The organism is Pseudomonas putida, assembly GCF_009883635.2.
GTDB lineage: Bacteria > Pseudomonadota > Gammaproteobacteria > Pseudomonadales > Pseudomonadaceae > Aquipseudomonas > Aquipseudomonas putida_W.
In genome coordinates this window covers 2,172,571-2,190,054 of sequence record NZ_CP026115.2, presented here as the reverse complement: position 1 = coordinate 2,190,054, position 17,484 = coordinate 2,172,571, and the positions used below count along the sequence as shown (strand labels likewise).

Genomic DNA, 17,484 nt, shown 5'->3' with positions numbered 1-17,484 from the left:
GCCGCGCTTCTAGGTCAGTTGTTGTTGATCTGGGCTATGGTGAGCTCACGCAGCAGCTCCAGTTCTTCCTGGTTCTTATCGTTTTGCAGGCCCTGCTGCAGGTTCAGTTCGTCCTGAAGCGAGTGGTTTTCATTGGCCAGTTGCAGCACCCGCAGGCGGTAACGGGCTTCGATTTCGGCGAAGCGCTCGCTGAATTCGGCGCGCAGGCGTGCGGCCCAGTCCGTGTTCGCCAGCATGTAGTTCACCAGTGTGTCGCTCAGTTCACTTCGCCGGACCTTTTCCAGAACGCCGGACAACTCGTCACGCGCCAGGTTCGCGGCCCCCCGAAAGCGCATGCTGTCGGCGATCGGCAGGTCCAGTTCCCTGGCCAGCTCTCGGCGGTAAGCCAGGCGTACCGAAACCAGGTCACCCGTGCCGGAGCGCTGGTTGGCCAGTATCTCCAGCTGTTCGATCCGGAACAGTTGCAACAGCCGACGCCGCAGTGTTTGCAGGGTGTCGCCAGCGTCGATCAACAAACGCTGGCTCATCAAGTACAGCTCGATATTGTTGAATTCCTGCAACGCGCCGTCATGGCAGGTTTGCGAGCCGGTTTCCGGGTCGGGCAGGGCAGTCGCAGCGATGGCTTCCATGATGGGGCGTTCGGTTTCGTTGCTCGCAGCCACCACCAGCATGATGCGCACCCGCTCGCAGAAGCTGGCCTGGGTATTCGGGTCGACATAGGGCGCGGCATTTTGCAAACGGCCTGCCAGGCGCAAGAGGTCGCTGCCTTCAAGGGTCTTCCAGCAGTCCCGCAATGCTTCGTTCTGCGCTTCACCGCCGCGCGCCCAGGCTTCAACCCTGGGTGTATCGTCACCTAACAGCGGGAAGTGCGGGTGCTCAAGTGAGCCTTCGCTTGAGGAATCGACAAACTGCAGATTGCCGGGGATATCCAGGGCGAAGGAGTAACTGTGCTGGCTGTCCGAGAATGCGCGCACGCGCAGGATGGTATCGAGTGGCAATGGGTTGTCGAACAAGGCGATTGAAGTGATCGGCATGGGATTGCTCAAGTTCGACAGGATGTGGTCGGGCAGCTGACTGATGTTGTTCGAACTCAGGTCCAGCAGTTCCAGCGGCAATAGGCTGTCGCACCAGCTTGGCCAGGCCTGCAGGTTCATGTTGGTCAGCCCCAGCGACTGCAGGTTGTTGGATAGCCGCGCGGGCACCTGGCTGATGTTGCCCACGCGGTTGCCGGACAGGTCGAGTGTGGTCAGGTGATCGAGCCCGGCGAAGGTTTCCAGCATCGCCTGATCGACTTCCAGGCCCATGTTGAGAAATTCCAGGTAGGTGAGTTGAGGAAGGCGTGCCAAGGCAGAAGCCAGCGGGGCTGTGGCAGCCTGGTGGGCATCAATGGTCAATCGGGTCACATTGGGGAAGCGGCGCAGCAGCTCATCGAGCTGTGATGCGCTGCCACGTAAGCGGGTCAGGGTCATTGCATGTACGCGCTCGCCGAAGAACGGAGGCAGCCGCCGGGGGAAATGCTCGATGGCAACATCCTCAAGATGCAGGCGCAAGTGGAGCTGGCCTTGTTCCTGCTGTTCCCAGAAGTGGCTGACCGCGCTTTGGATACGTTGCCTGTCCGCCAGTGCCGCTTGGGTCAGCGGGTTGCTCGAACTGGAGGCCTGCGCCCAGCCATCGATCGCATCGCGCATTTGTTGCCGCTCGCTGCGGATGCGGGCGAGTTGCTCAGCGAGTACGGCAGGTTGGTCCGTGGTGATCCCGGACAGGTCGATACGCTCATTCAGCAGCAAGCGCTGCAAGTGGCTTTGATTGATCTCGTTACCCTGCAGTGAGATCACTGGTGGGGCGGCCAGTGTGTCTGCTTCGTGTAGCAGGAACGAGGGCAACGACCTGAGGTTGTTGTCGCGCATGGAGAGGTGTGCGATACGCGCAAGGGCATCGCTGCCAATGCCGATGGGCCACTGGGTCAACTGCATCTGGTTCAGGCCTAGGTAGTCCAGGGTCAGCTCGTGGAAACTGGGGCTGTTGTTCTGCGCCAGGCGATTGCCACTCAAGTCCAGGTACCTCAGCTGACCAAGGCCGGACAGCAGGTTGAGGTCGCTGTCTGAAAGCGTCATGTTCTGGTTGGTCATCGCCAGCCGCTGCAAGGCGGGCAAGCGCTCGGTGATGGTGGGAATGCTGAACAGGAAAGAAGAGGGCGTTGCCCCGGGGTCATAAGGTCGGCTGATTTCCAGCGATTCGACGCGTGGCAACTGCTCGAGCAGGCGATTCAGCAGGCGCTCGTTTTGCCTCCAGCCTGCCAGCGTTCTTGATGGCAGGTCGATCAGGCTCAAGCTGCGCACGCGTGCGTTGAAAAATGCGGGCAAGGTCAAGGGGATGTCGGCCAGTGGAACGCGGGTGATACGAAGTTCGGTCCCATGCCCGGCGCTGTCGTCCAGGGCCGAGTCGTACCAGTGTTGCATGATCGAGTCACGCAAGCTGTCATAGTCGTGCGCAGCCTGGTCGGTCGCCGGTGAAATGGCTTCGCTCCAGTCGTCCAGCCGGCTTTGCAGTTCATTGCGCTGCTCCAGCAAGGTCTGCAGATGTTCGAGAATCTGCAGGTTTGTACGGCCGTGGCCGGAAAGCATCAGCAGAATCTGGTCCGCTGACCGGCCGGTACGTGTGACGAGCCCCGTGGCTTCGACGGCTTCCAGCAGGCGCAGGCGGGTGACGCCCTGTGTGGCCGCGCCGCCACCACTGAGCCGGTAGCCCACGCGGCCATTGGCCAGGCGCATGGGCGAGCGGTAGCCGGGCCGCACTGGCTGCATGCCCAGTAGCCTCCTCAAGGCCGGGCGGGGTAGCAAGGGGCTCTCCTGTACAAGGCGCTGTAGCGCCTGCTCATCGGTGATACCCATGCCTGTCATGGCTATCGGCAGCGCCTCATGCAAGGCAGCGTAAAGGCTTGGATAGGGGGTGATCGCTGCATTCGGTTGGCTATCGTCATGGACGATGTACCCAGCCTCGGCATGGGTGATGGTTTTGTGCGGGCGCCCATCCAAAGGCCCCAGCTCTTGTTCCTGAGCGGGCCATGACAGACGCTGCAGTAGCCTCACCCGGGTTTCGGCGGGCCAGCCTGGCAAGTGCGCCAACGTATGCATGATCAACCGGTCGCTGTCCCAGTTCGGCACGCAGCTCAGGTACAGCCCTTCGTAGGCGCGGGCCAGGCGAAGCTGTTGCCGGTAGAGGCGAATTTCTTCGCCGAGGCGCAGGGGCACCTTGCCCTCGCCGAGCATCTGCAACTCGCTGGCGCTGGCGGCGCGTATCAGTTCATTGCTGACTACGGCTGGCAGTTGCGGATACATCCGCTGGATGACTTCGGCACCCGGCACCGGCACCGCCGGCAGTTTCGCGTAAGCCCTGGCAAACTCGGCTGGTCTGGCGCTGATGGTGGGTAGTTGCCGGATCGTTTCGTCGAGCTTGAAGCGCGCCAGGGTGTCTTCCAGCAAGGCCGGCAGCCGCTGGTTCTCGGCCAGGGCCCTGCGCAGTTGGTTTTCGTCTGCGCCGCTGATGGCGATGATGCGTTGTAGCGTTGCTTCGTCGAAGTGCGCGCTCAGGTGCCCGATACGGCGCAACAGGGTCATGCCCGACCAGCTCAGCGGTCTATCCGTGCCGAGCAACCAGGCCCCGGCGCCGTTGTGCCGCAGTGGCGGCTGGTAGCGGCGAGGGTTTTGCGGGTGCTGCAGGCGGTATTCGTCGGTAGCTGCTGCCTGTTCGACAATGTACCGATCACCCTGCAGCACCAGCCAGCGCCTGCCGTTGTGCTGACGAAGGCCGAGTTCGTCCGCTGCCAGTCCGTCGGGCAACACTTCGGTGCTCCGGTAGGGCGCGAGGTCGGGTTTCCACAGGCGCATCTGGCCGTCGGGCGTTTCGACGTTTTCCAGCTCCTCGATGAATGAGGGCGTTTCTACAGGAATACGCTCTATTTCTGGATCCTGATCATCAGGCTCTTCTATCACAGGCCCTTCCTGGCCAGCGCCGGCTTCGCCCCCCGATGCACCTCGCAATGCCTTGGCCGCCACGGTGAGGGCTGTCATGACCGCCACATTCTCGATCACATCGACCATGTAACCGTAAGCGGTATCGCGCTCGTCATTCTCCCAGGCTTCGATACCCTCATACACCTCATGGGCTAACTGAGCCACGCACACGGCAAGCATCACCTCGCCCAACCCGGGTACGAAAAAGCCGGCGATGTTCAGGGCGCTCAGCACGCGACCGGCAATCAGTTCCCGATGTGCCTGGGCGGTGCGTCGGTCGACGACTTCGGTCGGGGTTGCGTGGAACAGCACATCCATTTCATGGCGCTGGGACTTCTGAAACGCCATCACACCCTGGAATGCGTGGCTGAAAGGCCTTTTGACCGGGTACAGGGTGGCGTGCAGATCAGGAACACGCTCCTGCACGCCGCGAACACTCCAGCTGATGGGCGTCAGCCGGTCCTTCAGGCGGGTGATGATCGCCGCTTTGTCGCGGTCGGCGATGTGCATGTCCAAGTAGCCAATATTGGCCTGGAGCCTGTCACGCAGCTCTGCCTGCAAGGATTGCTGGCTGGCGAACTCCTTGAGGGGCGCCGCGCTGTCCTCCGGAATGTACAGCGCCACGGCCTGATGACCTTCGGTTTGCAGGCTGATGACCACCACTCCGGTCAATTCAGCTTCCCACAAGTCGAGCAAGCTGAACGCTACAGGCGAGCCATTCACTGGCGCCTGGTCAAGCGGTGCGGCAAGGGCCGCAGTGTAAAACGCCTCGCTGATATCGCCCTTGAGGCGGGCGAAGTGCAGCGATTGCCTGAATGCCGAGACCTCGGCACGCCCCAGGGTTTGATAAACAGCCAATGCGGCTTCATCGGCACTGAGTGCTGTCGTGGCCGCAGGGTAGTAGATGGCATGTACGCGCTCATGGTACTTGCCGCCTATATCCAGGGTGCGGCACAAGCCGGCGAAGTCTTCGGCGTTTATGGGCAGTGCGTTGCTGATCGGCGTAGTGCCCATGAAGCGCCGGTGATCGAGGATGACCGACTTTTTCAGCAAGGCGGCGGGCGCATCCATGCCGTGCTCGTCAGAGGAGGGCTGGTCGAAGTTGTTCAGGGCGCAGTGCAGCAGCGAACGGGTGGCCCGGTTGACAGCCAGGCGACTGTCGGCCGCATTGGTTATGTCGATCAGGCGGGCATCGACCAAGTGGGTCTTGCGTACATCCAGGTCGAGTCTGAACCGTTGCTTGATGGCTCCGGTCAGTTCCTGGATGGCGAAGGTCTCCAGTTCGGGAAGCTGTTCGAACAGCTTGTGCACCTGCGCCTGGTGCTCGCGGTGGCGCGCATGCTCTTCCTGCCAGGCCTTGGCGATCTCCGGTTGTTGCTGGATAGCCGTTGCAAGCCAGGCAGGTGCCTGTTGCCAGTCATGCAATGTGCGACGGATTTCTGGAGGGGCATGCTTGAGCCAGAGAGGGATCTTGCCCTCGATGGTGGTGTAATGAGCGCCAGGCGCGCCAGTGACTGCAGTCGGCATGGGGAGGCCCTTGCTGGATATGGGGCAAGCGACTATCGCTGGCCCCTCTGGCCTGGGCGAGGTAGATATGTGTGCCTTCCTGAGCAGCTGCATCAGCGAGGACGGTGCTCAAAGCGCAATTCAGGTTTATGATGGCCCACGGCCGAACCAAACCTCACACGGAGTGCGCAATGCAGACCCTCTACCCGCAGATCAAACCCTACGCCCGGCACGATCTGGCCGTGGAAGCGCCGCATGTGCTGTATGTCGATGAAAGCGGCTCGCCGGAAGGTCTGCCTGTGGTCTTCATCCACGGTGGCCCGGGCGCGGGCTGTGATGCCCAGAGCCGTTGCTACTTCGACCCCAACCTGTACCGCATCATCACCTTCGACCAGCGCGGCTGTGGCCGCTCCACGCCGCACGCGAGCCTGGAGAACAACACCACCTGGCACCTGGTCGAAGACCTTGAGCGCATCCGCAAGCACCTTGGTATCGACAAATGGGTGCTGTTCGGCGGTTCCTGGGGCTCGACCCTGGCCCTGGCCTACGCCCAGACCCACCCCGAACGCGTGCACGGCCTGATCCTGCGTGGCATCTTCCTGTGCCGACCGCAGGAAATCGAGTGGTTCTACCAGGAAGGTGCCAGCCGCATGTTCCCGGACTACTGGCAGGACTACATCGCGCCGATTCCGCCGGAAGAGCGTGGTGAACTGGTCAAGGCCTTCCACAAGCGTCTGACCGGCAACGACCAGATCGCCCAGATGCATGCGGCCAAGGCCTGGTCCACCTGGGAAGGCCGCACCGCAACGTTGCGCCCGAATCCGCTGGTGGTCGACCGCTTCTCCGAGCCACAGCGCGCGCTGTCGATCGCCCGCATCGAATGCCACTACTTCATGAACAATGCGTTCCTGGAGCCCGACCAGCTGATTCGCGACATGCCGAAGATCGCTCACCTGCCGGCGGTGATCGTGCATGGCCGCTACGACGTGATCTGCCCGCTGGACAACGCCTGGGCGCTACACCAGGCCTGGCCGAACAGCGAGCTGAAGGTCATCCGTGATGCTGGGCATGCTGCCTCCGAGCCAGGCATCACCGATGCCCTGGTGCGTGCAGCCGATCAGATGGCCCGCCGTCTGCTCGACCTGCCGCTGGAAGAAGCATGAGGGGTTTGCTGCAACGCGTGCGTGGTGCACGCGTGGAGGTCGGCGGGGAAATCGTCGGTGCCATTGACCAGGGGTTGCTGGTGTTGGTGGCCGTCGAGCCTGAAGATACCCATGAGCATGCCGACAAGCTGTTGCACAAGCTGCTGAACTATCGGGTGTTCAGCGACGATCAGGGCAAGATGAACCTGTCGCTCAAGGATGTCGGTGGCGGCCTGCTGCTGGTCTCCCAGTTCACCCTGGCGGCTGATACCCGCAGCGGCATGCGCCCGAGCTTCTCGACAGCAGCGCAACCGGCGCTCGGGGCCGAATTGTTCGACTATCTTTTGAGCAAGGCTCGCAGCCAGCATGCCGATGTAGCAAGCGGGCGCTTCGGCGCGGACATGCAGGTGCACCTGGTCAATGATGGCCCTGTGACATTCTTGTTACAAATATGAGGTCGAAAAACCCTTTGTTTATAGGAAAACAAGGGGTTTTGTACGATAAATAGTTAGTCCACACTGATGCGTTGTAACGCATCCTGCTGGATAATCGCGCGCTGCGTGAGCCTGCGTTCGCAGGTTCGTTTCACTCTGACTCGAGCATTGTCTGGACCTGTTTGGGGAATCATTACGCCCTCATGGGGTCCGAACAGTGCTCGCCAACCCGGCATTTTTCGCTGGCCGTTGGTTTCATGATCTGTTTTCGGCGAGGGTTGCTCGTGATTGTTAGTCCCCAAAAAGCATCAAGAATCCCCGGCACCGGGCTGCGCAAGGCCCTGATGGCCAGTGTGGCACTGGTCGGCCTGATGAGCGCGGGCCAGCTGTGGGCATTCAATCTTGACGATGTTGCAGCCAAGGCAAAGGATCTGGCCGGCCAGAAGTACGAGGCACCGAAAAGCAATCTGCCGGCGATTTTCCGTGACATGAAATTCGCTGACTATCAGAAAATTCATTTCCTGCAGGAGAAGGCGGAGTGGGCCAAGGACAAGACCCCCTTCAAGCTGTCCTTCTACCATCAGGGCATGCACTTCGACACCCCGGTGAAGATCAACGAGATCACGGCCACCAAGGTCGAGGAAATCAAGTACGACCCGAGCCGCTTCGAGTTCGGTGACGTGCCGCACGACCCGGATACCGTCAAGAACCTCGGTTACGCCGGTTTCCGCGTGCTCTACCCGATCAACAAGGCCGACAAGCAGGACGAGATCATGACCCTGCTGGGGGCCAGCTATTTCCGCGTGGTCGGCAAGGGCCATGTGTATGGCCTGTCGGCCCGTGGCCTGGCCATCGACACCGCGCTGCCGTCGGGCGAAGAGTTCCCGCGCTTCACCGAGTTCTGGGTCGAGAAGCCCAAGCCGGCCGACAAGCACCTGGTGATCTACGCCCTGCTGGATTCGCCACGCTCTACCGGCGCCTACAAGCTGATCCTGCGCCCGGGCAGCGACACCGTGGTCGACGTGCAATCGCGGGTGTTCCTGCGTGACCAGGTCAGCCGCCTGGGTATCGCCCCGCTGACCAGCATGTTCCTGTTCGGCCCCAACCAGCCGTCCAAGGTGCTGAACTATCGCCCGGCCCTGCATGACTCCGAAGGCCTGTCGATTCACGCCGGTAACGGCGAGTGGCTGTGGCGCCCGCTGAACAACCCGAAACACCTGGCCGTGAGCAACTTCAGCGTCGAGAACCCGCGTGGTTTCGGCCTGATGCAGCGTCAGCGCGCCTTCAGCGACTTCGAAGACCTCGACGACAACTACCAGAAGCGCCCGAGCGCCTGGATCGAGCCAAAAGGTGACTGGGGCAAGGGCACCGTCGATCTGGTCGAGATCCCGACTGCCGACGAGACCAACGACAACATCGTTGCCTTCTGGAGCCCGGAAAAGCTGCCTGAGCCAGGCAAGCCGTTCGAGTACGCCTACCGCCTGCACTGGACCATCGACGAGCAGCAGTTCCAGGCCCCTGAGCTGGGCTGGGTCAAGCAGACCCTGCGCTCCACCGGTGACGTCAAGCAGTCCAACCTGATCCGCCAGCCAGACGGCAGCGTCGCCTTCCTGGTCGACTTCGCCGGCCCGGCACTTGCTGCCCTGCCGGAAGACACCGCGGTGCGCAGCCAGATCAGCGTTGGCGACAATGCCGAGGTGGTCGAGAACAATCTGCGCTACAACCCGGAGACCAAGGGCTGGCGCCTGACCCTGCGCTTGAAGATCAAGGAAGCCAACAAGTCCACCGAAATGCGCGCTGCGCTGGTGCGTGACGTGCCGGTCGAGCCGGCCAAGCCTGCTGCCGAGACCAAGCAGGAAAAGGCTGCGGCCAAGCACGCCAAGCATGAGAAGACCGCCAAGGCGGAACCAGCCAAGGCCGAACAACCTGCCGCCGATGCGGCGTCCACCAACGGGACCCCGGCCACCACCGAAAAAGTGCTGACCGAGACCTGGAGCTATCAGTTGCCTGCCGATGAGTGACTCGAACGCAAGGCCAGTATCGCTTGGCGAGTACCTGGCTCACCTCCCACTGAGCGACGAGCAGCGGGCAGAACTTGCCGGCTGCACCTCGTTCAGTGAGCTGCACCAACGTCTGGCGGCCAACCCGGCCGCCAACGCCACCGAGGCCGTGCAGGCCTCGGTCGGCCCGCGCCTGACCGTGGGCAGCGCCGCCGAGCTGGAAGACGCCGAAATGCTCGGTGTCGACGGCAGCGGCCGCCTGTGCCTGAAGATCGCGCCGCCGATCAAGCGCACCAAGGTCGTGCCCGAGCCATGGCGCACCAACGTCCTGATCCGCATGTGGCGGCGCATGACCGGCCGACCCAACGCCCCGCAGCCGCCCAAGCGCGAGCTGCCGGCGGCGCGCTGGCGCACGGTCGGTTCGATCCGCCGCTACATCCTGCTCACCCTCATGATCGGCCAGACCATCGTCGCCGGCTGGTATATGAAGGGTATCCTGCCGTACCAGGGCTGGTCGTTCGTCGACCTCGACGAAATCGTCAGGCAGCCGCTGTGGGACACCGTGGTGCAGGTCTGGCCGTATGCCTTGCAGACGTCCATCCTGGTGCTGTTCGGTATCCTCTTCTGCTGGGTCTCGGCAGGCTTCTGGACCGCGCTGATGGGCTTCCTCGAGCTGCTCACCGGGCGTGACAAATACAAGATTTCCGGTAGCAGTGCCGGCAACGAGCCGATTGCCTCCGAAGCGCGTACCGCGCTGGTGATGCCGATCTGCAACGAAGACGTGCCGCGCGTGTTCGCAGGCCTGCGGGCGACCTTCGAGTCGGTGGCGGCCAGCGGCAACCTCGACCGTTTCGACTTCTTCGTGCTCAGCGACACCAACGACACCGACATCGCCGTGGCCGAGCAACAGGCCTGGCTGGACGTGTGCCGCGAAACCAAGGGCTTCGGCCGCATCTTCTACCGCCGCCGCCGTCGCCGCGTGAAGCGCAAGAGCGGCAACCTCGACGACTTCTGCCGTCGCTGGGGTGGCGAGTACAAGTACATGGTCGTGCTCGACGCCGACAGCGTCATGAGCGGCGAATGCCTGAGCAGCCTGGTGCGCCTGATGGAGGCCAACCCGGACGCCGGCATCATCCAGACCGGGCCGAAAGCCTCGGGCATGGACACCCTGTATGCGCGCATGCAGCAGTTCGCCACCCGCGTGTACGGCCCGCTGTTCACCGCCGGCCTGCACTTCTGGCAGCTGGGCGAGTCGCACTACTGGGGCCACAACGCGATCATCCGCATGAAGCCGTTCATCGAGCACTGCGCCCTGGCGCCGTTGCCGGGCAAAGGCGCGTTCGCCGGGGCCATTCTTTCCCACGACTTCGTCGAGGCCGCGCTGATGCGCCGTGCCGGCTGGGGCGTGTGGATTGCCTATGACCTGCCGGGCAGCTACGAGGAACTGCCGCCGAACCTGCTCGACGAGCTCAAGCGCGACCGCCGCTGGTGCCACGGTAACCTGATGAACTTCCGGCTGTTCCTGGTCAAGGGCATGCACCCGGTGCACCGTGCGGTGTTCCTCACCGGCGTGATGTCTTACCTGTCGGCGCCGCTGTGGTTCCTGTTCCTGGTGCTGTCGACGGCATTGCTGGCGACCAACACCCTGATGGAGCCGCAGTACTTCATCGAGCCGTACCAGCTCTACCCGCTGTGGCCGCAGTGGCACCCGGAAAAAGCCGTGGCGCTGTTCTCCACTACCATCGTGCTGCTGTTCCTGCCCAAGCTGCTCAGCGTCATCCTGATCTGGGCCAAGGGCGCCGTCGAGTTCGGCGGGCGCATCAAGGTCACCCTGTCGATGCTCATGGAGATGCTGTTCTCCATGCTGCTGGCGCCGGTTCGGATGATCTTCCACACCCGCTTCGTGCTGGCCGCGTTCCTCGGCTGGGCGGCGACCTGGAACTCGCCGCAGCGTGACGACGACTCCACCCCGTGGAGCGAGGCGCTGCGCCGCCATGGTCCGCAGACCTTGCTGGGCTTCGCCTGGGCCGGGCTGGTGGGCTGGCTGAACCCGAGCTTCCTGTGGTGGCTGGCGCCGATCGTGGGCTCGCTGGTGCTGTCGATCCCGGTATCGGTCATCTCCAGCCGCACGCGCCTGGGCCTTGCAGCCAAGGACGAGAAGCTGTTCCTCATTCCCGAGGAATACGCCACGCCGCAGGAGCTGCTGGCCACCGACCAGTACACCCACGAGAACCGCTGGCATGCCCTGCATGACGGCTTCGTGCGGGCAGTGGTCGACCCACGGCAGAATGCCCTGGCCTGTGCCATGGCCACTGCCCGTCACGGTCAGGCCGCGCCGATCGAGGCGCTGCGTGCCGAGCGCGTGGCAAAGGCGATGGAGGTCGGGCCGAAAGGGCTGGACCTCAACACCCGCCTGGCCTTGCTCAGCGACCCGGTCGCCTTGAGCCGCCTGCACGAGCAGGTCTGGGCCCAGCACAACGCGGCCTGGATCGACGTGTGGCGCGCCTCGATCAAGAACGACCCGCATTCGCCGCTGTTGCCACTGCACCCGGAGAATGAAGGCCAACCGGCACTCGCCGGCGCCTGATAGGGCCTCTTCGCGGGCACGCCCGCTCCCACAGGGATCCGCTTTTCCCTGTGGGAGCGGGCGTGCCCGCGAAGCTTTTAGGGCCCAACCCCGATTTTGGCCAACAAAGTCCCCCCCGGCTCTAGGTCCGAGCGCCGCCATGCGTTAGCATCCCTCTCCGATAATCCGCATCGGCCGGTACGGCCGTGCCACGACAATAAGATTCGCTTCTTTACTTGCTAGGGGACTTGGTGATGATCAAGAAATACCTTTCGCGACTGCTGGTCGGTGTTACCGCCCTGGTCGCCGTAACTGCGGCCCAGGCTGGCGCCATTGATGAGGCGGTCAAGCGCGGCACCCTGCGGGTGGGCATGGACCCAACCTACATGCCGTTCCAGATGACCAACAAGCGCGGCGAGATCATCGGCTTCGAGGTCGATATCCTCAAAGCCATGGCCAAATCCATGGGCGTCAAGTTCGAGGCTGTTTCCACCGCGTATGACGGCATCATCCCGGCCCTGCTGACCGACAAGTTCGACATGATCGGCAGCGGCATGACCCTGACCCAGGAACGCAACCTGCGCCTGAACTTCAGCGAACCCTTCATCGTGGTTGGCCAGACCCTGCTGATCCGCAAGGAGCTGGCTGGCGAGATCAAGTCGTACAAGGACCTGAACAACGAGAAGTACCGCCTGACCTCCAAGCTCGGCACCACCGGCGAGATGGTGTCCAAGAAACTGATCGGCAAAGCCAAGTACCACGGCTACGACAACGAGCAGGAAGCGGTGATGGACGTGGTCAACGGCAAGGCTGACGCCTTCGTCTACGACGCGCCGTACAACGTGGTGGCGGTCGAGAAGGCCGGTGCTGGCAAGCTGCTGTTCCTCGAAGAACCCTTCACCTACGAGCCGCTGGCCTTCGGCCTGAAGAAAGGCGACTACGACAGCATCAACTTCATCAACAACTTCCTGCACCAGATCAAGCATGACGGGACCTACGATCGTATTCACGACAAGTGGTTCAAGAACAAGGATTGGCTGAAGGAAATGGAATAAGGCCCAGGCCACAAGCCCGGCTTTTGACCCCGACGCGCAGGCAAACCCTGCGCGTTCGCATTTACGGAAGTACCCCACGTGATCAAACACAAGAAAGCCCAGTGGCCCTGGCACGGGTTGACTGCCCTGGTCCTGGTGGGCCTGGCGTTCAGCCTGTACATGGCCACCTCGATGATTTCCTACGAGTGGCGCTGGAACCGCGTACCGCAGTACTTCGCCTACAAAGCTGAGGACGTACAGCGTGCCGCCGGCAACGGTAGCGTGCAGGAGATCGTCGTTTCCGGTGACACCGCGCGTGTCACGCTCAAGGATGAAAACGGCGAAGAGCAAGTGCTCGACGTGGCCAAGGACAGCCTGCAACTGAGCCGCGGCGACGACGTCGCTGAAGGCGACCAGATCGGCGTTACCCGGCACTGGGCAGCTGGCCCGCTGGCCTGGGGCCTGTGGACCACGTTGTGGATCTCGGTGGTGTCCGGTGCACTGGGCCTGGTGATCGGCCTGTTCGCCGGCCTGTGCCGGTTGTCGAACAACCCGACCCTGCGCGACCTGTCGACCGTTTACGTCGAGCTGGTGCGCGGCACGCCGTTGCTGGTGCAGATCTTCATCTTCTACTTCTTCATCGGCACCGTGCTCAACCTGTCCCGGGAGTTTGCCGGGGTGGCCGCACTGGCGCTGTTCACCGGCGCTTACGTAGCGGAAATCGTCCGTGCCGGCGTGCAGTCCATTGCCAAGGGCCAGAATGAAGCTGCTCGCTCGCTGGGCCTGAACGCGGGCCAGTCGATGCGCCACGTGATCCTGCCTCAGGCGTTCAAGCGCGTGCTGCCACCGCTGGCCGGGCAGTTCATCAGCCTGGTCAAGGACACCTCGCTGGTGTCGGTGATCGCCATTACCGAGCTGACCAAGAGCGGCCGCGAGGCCATCACCACGTCGTTCTCGACCTTCGAGATCTGGTTCTGCGTGGCAGGCCTGTACCTGCTGATCAACCTGCCGCTGTCGCACATCGCCAGCCGGCTCGAGCGGAGGCTTGCGCAAAGTGATTGAAGTCCGTGACCTGCTGAAAGTCTTCGACACCCGTGGCCATGTGGTGCGGGCTGTGGATAACGTCACCACCCAGGTCGCCAAGGGCGAAGTGGTGGTGGTGCTCGGCCCGTCGGGTTCGGGCAAGTCGACCTTCTTGCGCTGCCTCAATGGCCTGGAGCATTTTGACGAAGGCCATGTGGCCATCGACGGCCTGCAACTGGCCGACCCGAAGACCGACATCAATGCCTACCGCCGGGAAGTCGGCATGGTGTTCCAGCACTTCAACCTGTTCCCGCACATGACCGTGCTGGAAAACCTCTGCCTGGCGCAGAAGGTGGTGCGCAAGCGCAACAAGGCCGAGCGTGAAGCCAAGGCCCGTGCGTTGCTGGAGAAGGTGGGTATCTCGCAGAAGGCCAACGAGTACCCGTCGCGGCTCTCGGGCGGCCAGCAGCAGCGGGTGGCGATCGCCCGCGCCCTGGCGATGGACCCGAAAGTGATGCTGTTCGACGAGCCGACCTCGGCGCTCGACCCGGAAATGGTCGGTGAGGTGCTGGACGTGATGAAGACCCTGGCCCAGGAAGGCATGACCATGGTCTGCGTCACCCACGAAATGGGCTTTGCCCGTGAAGTGGCAGACCGTGTGTTGTTCTTCGACCATGGCAAGCTGCTGGAAGACTCGGCCCCGGCCGCGTTCTTTGCCGCGCCGAAGGACCCGCGCGCGCAGGCGTTCCTGCGTCAGGTGCTGTAACCGCAGCGGCCCTTTCGCGGGGCAAGCCCGCTTCTACAGGAAACGCGATCCCGTGTAGGAGCGGGCTTGTCCCGCGAAAGGGCTGCACAGCAGCCCCGGCAATCTCAAAGGCTGAACCGCCCCACCATCCCCCGCAATTGACGCCCCAGTTGCTCCAGCTCCCCACTCGAAGCCGCCGTCTGCTCACTGGCCGCACCGGTCTGGTCGGACACATCCCTCACGCTGATCACGCTCCGGTTGATCTGCTCGGCCACCACGCTCTGTTCTTCGCTGGCCGTGGCTATCTGCTGGTTCATGCATTGAATGCTCGAGACCGTGTCAGTGATCTGCCCCAAGGCATGCCCGGCCCTGCGGCTCAGCTCCACACTTTGCTCGGTCAAGCGCTTGTTATCGTCGAGCAGGCGGGTGACCTCGTCGGTACCGCTGTGCAGGCTGTCGATCAGTTGCTCGATTTCCTCGGTGGACTGCTGGGTACGTTGCGCCAGGCCGCGTACCTCATCGGCAACCACGGCAAAGCCACGGCCCGCTTCACCCGCCCGGGCGGCTTCGATCGCTGCGTTCAGTGCCAGCAGGTTGGTCTGCTCCGAGACCGACTTGATCACATCGAGAATGCTGCCAATCCGCTGGCTTTCGCCGGCCAGGTGCTGCATAGCGGCCAAGCAATCGTCCATCTGCCCCGCCAGCTGCTCGATACGACCAATGGCTTCACCTACTACCTGATCACCCAGTTGTGCCTGCTGGTCGGCATTGGTAGCTGCCAGTGACGCTTGCTCGGCGTTCTGCGCCACCTCCTGCACGGTGGCGCTCATCTGGTTCATGGCGGTGGCAACCTGGTCGGTTTCTTCGCGCTGCTGGTTGATGCGCAGCTTGGTGTCCTCGCTGCTGGCGGCCAGCTGCGACGCTGCCTGAGACAGCTGGCCGACGCCTTGGTCGATACCACCGATCAGCTCGCGCAGGCTGACGGTCATCTCGCGCATACTGGTCTGCAGCTGCCCCATCTCGTCGCGGCGCTGCACAGGTTCGAGCTGGCTCAGGTCGCCCTTGGCGATACGCGCGGCCAGCGCCAGTGTCTGGCGCAGAGGCTGGGTGATCTGCTGGGTAATCAGCCAGCCGGCGACGATGCCGACGATCAGGGCCAGCAGGGCCACGCTGGTGAGCAAGGAACGAGCGGCCACAGCTTCGTTGTCGCGTTGCTCTACCTTCCTTTCACCCAGCTCCAGGCTGACTGCCCTGAGCTCTTTGCCCATCTGTTCCATTTCGTTCTGCAGCTGTTCGACCTGCAGTGCCGTGCGGCGATATTGATCAAGGCTGGTCCGGTACTTGGCCAGTTCGATGCCGGGCTGCTGGGTGAGGGCGCGAGGCAGGCCCAAGGGCGTGAGCGCCCTGAGCAACTGCTCGAGGCTGACGTCGGCGGCCTCCAGCGCGGCATCGCCAACCTTGGCAAAGTCTTCCAGCGGGGAGAACGTATAGGCGGGTACCAGGCTCTGCTGGTTGGCGCCGTCAACATGCCGGCTGAGTGTGTCCATCAAGCCCAGCACGGCGCCTTGCTGGTTGTCGCCCGGCATTTTCAGCAGGGCCTGGGTCTGCAGGTCATCGACGACCTCGTTCAGCTTCTGTTCCTGTGCCTGCATCGCCGCGCGCAGCTGCGCACGGTTGCGCACGGCATCCTGGAGGGTGGTGAAGTCAACGCGCAGGCGCTGTAGCAGCTGCAGCTTCTGGGTCAGCATCTGACGTGACTCATCGACGCTGCTGCGTTGCTGCAGGGTGGTCAGCAGCGCATCCAGCTGCTGCAGGATGCCGGCGATCTGCGCCTTGCTGGCGTCGTCCGCCAGCACCCGGTAGGTGATGCGCTCGGCGCGCAGGTCTTTGACCAGATCATTGATCCGGCCGATTTCACTAAGTTGTTCCGAGCGGGTGATGGCGTCGTCCAGGGCGCGCCATCCGCTGACCGTGGTGGCCAGGGTCAGCGCGAGGACTACGGCGAAGCCCAGGGCGAGCTTGGCGCCGACACTGATGTTGCCGAGCCTGTGGTTGAGGTAGCCGAACATGGCAGGTCTCCGTCCAGTTGATAGGGATGGGGTGCTGGCGTAGTGCTGGCATCCCATCCCTGCCCATCGGCGGAGGGCCTGTAGGACTTGACCTGAAAGTTCTGTAGGAAAATTCAGCGCATGTAGTGAAGCATCAGAGCCTGAAACGTCCGACCAACCCTTGCAGGTGGGTGCCCAGTCGGGCCAGTTCGACGCTGGAACTGGCGGTCTCCTCACTTGCCGCCGACGTCTGGTCGGAGATATCGCGCACATTCATCACGCTGCGGTTGATCTCCTCGGCGGTAGCGCTCTGCTGCTCGGCGGCCGTGGCGATCTGCTGGTTCATGGCCTGGATCGACGACACCGTGTGGGTGATGGTCTCCAGCGAACTGCCGGCGCGGCGGGTCAGTTCGACGCTGCTGTCGGTCAGCTGACGGCTGGCGTCCATCACGCTGGCCACGCGCTGGGTGCCACTTTGCAGGCCGGCAATCAGCTCTTCGATTTCTTCGGTAGATTGCTGGGTGCGCTGGGCCAGGCTGCGCACCTCGTCAGCGACCACCGCAAAGCCGCGCCCGGCCTCACCCGCACGCGCCGCTTCGATGGCGGCATTGAGCGCCAGCAGGTTGGTCTGTTGGGCCACCGACTTGATCACGTCGAGCACACTGCCGATCTTGTCGCTTTCAGCCTTGAGCTGGTTCATCGCTTCGCTGGAGTTGACCACTTCACTGGCAAGGCGCTCGATCTGCGCGACCGCCTCGCTGACCACCCGATCGCCCTCGCGGGCCTGCTGGTCGGCCATCGCCGCAGCCTCCGAGGCCTGTTCGGCATTGCGCGCCACTTCATGCACGGTGGCGGCCATTTCGTTCATTGCGGTCGCCACCTGATCGGTCTCGACCTTTTGATTGTTGACCCCGGAGCTGGTCTGCTCGGTGACTGCCGACAGTTCTTCGGCGGCGCTGGCGATCTGCGTCAC

Annotated in this window: 10 protein-coding genes and 1 pseudogene; 7 read left to right on the top strand and 4 right to left on the bottom strand. The window is 63.0% G+C overall.

Translation table 11 applies throughout. The features are described 5' to 3' along the window. Window positions 1-14 precede the first annotated feature (14 nt). Window positions 15-5,540, bottom strand: coding sequence for a dermonecrotic toxin domain-containing protein (locus tag C2H86_RS10010; protein WP_240349696.1), 5,526 nt, complete (start codon window positions 5,538-5,540; stop codon window positions 15-17). A 170-nt stretch (window positions 5,541-5,710) separates the two neighbouring features. On the opposite strand from C2H86_RS10010, the gene pip reads away from it, so the two are divergent. The 7 genes from pip (at window position 5,711) to C2H86_RS09975 (ending at window position 14,484) form a co-directional block, all read left to right on the top strand. Next, the gene (gene pip, locus C2H86_RS10005) at window positions 5,711-6,682 is read left to right on the top strand and encodes a prolyl aminopeptidase (protein WP_159412429.1); all 972 of its coding nucleotides are present in this window, start codon (window positions 5,711-5,713) and stop codon (window positions 6,680-6,682) included. Beyond that, window positions 6,679-7,116, top strand: a complete 438-nt coding sequence (gene dtd, locus C2H86_RS10000) for a D-aminoacyl-tRNA deacylase (protein ID WP_159412428.1) — start codon at window positions 6,679-6,681, stop codon at window positions 7,114-7,116. Before pip ends, dtd begins: the two co-directional genes overlap by 4 nt. Before the next feature lie 263 nt (window positions 7,117-7,379). Further along, entirely contained in the window at window positions 7,380-9,116 is a 1,737-nt protein-coding gene (locus C2H86_RS09995; protein ID WP_205524602.1) for a glucan biosynthesis protein G, read from the top strand. Next, window positions 9,109-11,682: a glucans biosynthesis glucosyltransferase MdoH gene (gene mdoH / locus C2H86_RS09990; protein ID WP_159412427.1), complete on the top strand. Its 2,574-nt coding sequence runs from the start codon at window positions 9,109-9,111 to the stop codon at window positions 11,680-11,682. Before C2H86_RS09995 ends, mdoH begins: the two co-directional genes overlap by 8 nt. Before the next feature lie 236 nt (window positions 11,683-11,918). Next, window positions 11,919-12,716 (top strand): transporter substrate-binding domain-containing protein, encoded by a 798-nt coding sequence (locus C2H86_RS09985; protein ID WP_027921050.1) that lies wholly within the window; start codon window positions 11,919-11,921, stop codon window positions 12,714-12,716. A gap of 78 nt (window positions 12,717-12,794) precedes the next feature. Next, complete coding sequence (locus C2H86_RS09980; RefSeq protein ID WP_159412426.1) at window positions 12,795-13,757, top strand: amino acid ABC transporter permease; 963 nt, start codon at window positions 12,795-12,797, stop codon at window positions 13,755-13,757. After that, window positions 13,750-14,484 (top strand): amino acid ABC transporter ATP-binding protein, encoded by a 735-nt coding sequence (locus C2H86_RS09975; RefSeq protein ID WP_027921052.1) that lies wholly within the window; start codon window positions 13,750-13,752, stop codon window positions 14,482-14,484. Before C2H86_RS09980 ends, C2H86_RS09975 begins: the two co-directional genes overlap by 8 nt. A 104-nt stretch (window positions 14,485-14,588) precedes the next feature. On the opposite strand, the gene C2H86_RS28675 is transcribed toward C2H86_RS09975, so the two are convergent. The 3 genes and pseudogenes from C2H86_RS28675 to C2H86_RS28665 form a co-directional block, all read right to left on the bottom strand. Further along, window positions 14,589-15,293: a methyl-accepting chemotaxis protein gene (locus C2H86_RS28675; protein WP_430738586.1), complete on the bottom strand. Its 705-nt coding sequence runs from the start codon at window positions 15,291-15,293 to the stop codon at window positions 14,589-14,591. 198 nt (window positions 15,294-15,491) lie between these two features. Next, window positions 15,492-16,532: pseudogene (locus tag C2H86_RS28670) on the bottom strand (methyl-accepting chemotaxis protein); the annotation flags it as partial. A gap of 133 nt (window positions 16,533-16,665) precedes the next feature. Continuing rightward, window positions 16,666-17,370, bottom strand: a complete 705-nt coding sequence (locus tag C2H86_RS28665; RefSeq protein ID WP_430738585.1) for a methyl-accepting chemotaxis protein — start codon at window positions 17,368-17,370, stop codon at window positions 16,666-16,668. Window positions 17,371-17,484: the final 114 nt, after the last annotated feature.

Excerpts from the sequence above, each read along its gene's own strand:
- pip (WP_159412429.1), top strand. The coding sequence starts at position 5,711 with ATGCAGACCCTCTACCCGCAGATCAAACCCTACGCCCGGCACGATCTG.
- C2H86_RS28665 (WP_430738585.1), bottom strand. The coding sequence starts at position 17,370 with ATGGCCGCCACCGTGCATGAAGTGGCGCGCAATGCCGAACAGGCCTCG.
- C2H86_RS28675 (WP_430738586.1), bottom strand. The coding sequence starts at position 15,293 with ATGAGCGCCACCGTGCAGGAGGTGGCGCAGAACGCCGAGCAAGCGTCA.
- C2H86_RS10010 (WP_240349696.1), bottom strand. The coding sequence starts at position 5,540 with ATGCCGACTGCAGTCACTGGCGCGCCTGGCGCTCATTACACCACCATC.
- mdoH (WP_159412427.1), top strand. The coding sequence starts at position 9,109 with ATGAGTGACTCGAACGCAAGGCCAGTATCGCTTGGCGAGTACCTGGCT.
- dtd (WP_159412428.1), top strand. The coding sequence starts at position 6,679 with ATGAGGGGTTTGCTGCAACGCGTGCGTGGTGCACGCGTGGAGGTCGGC.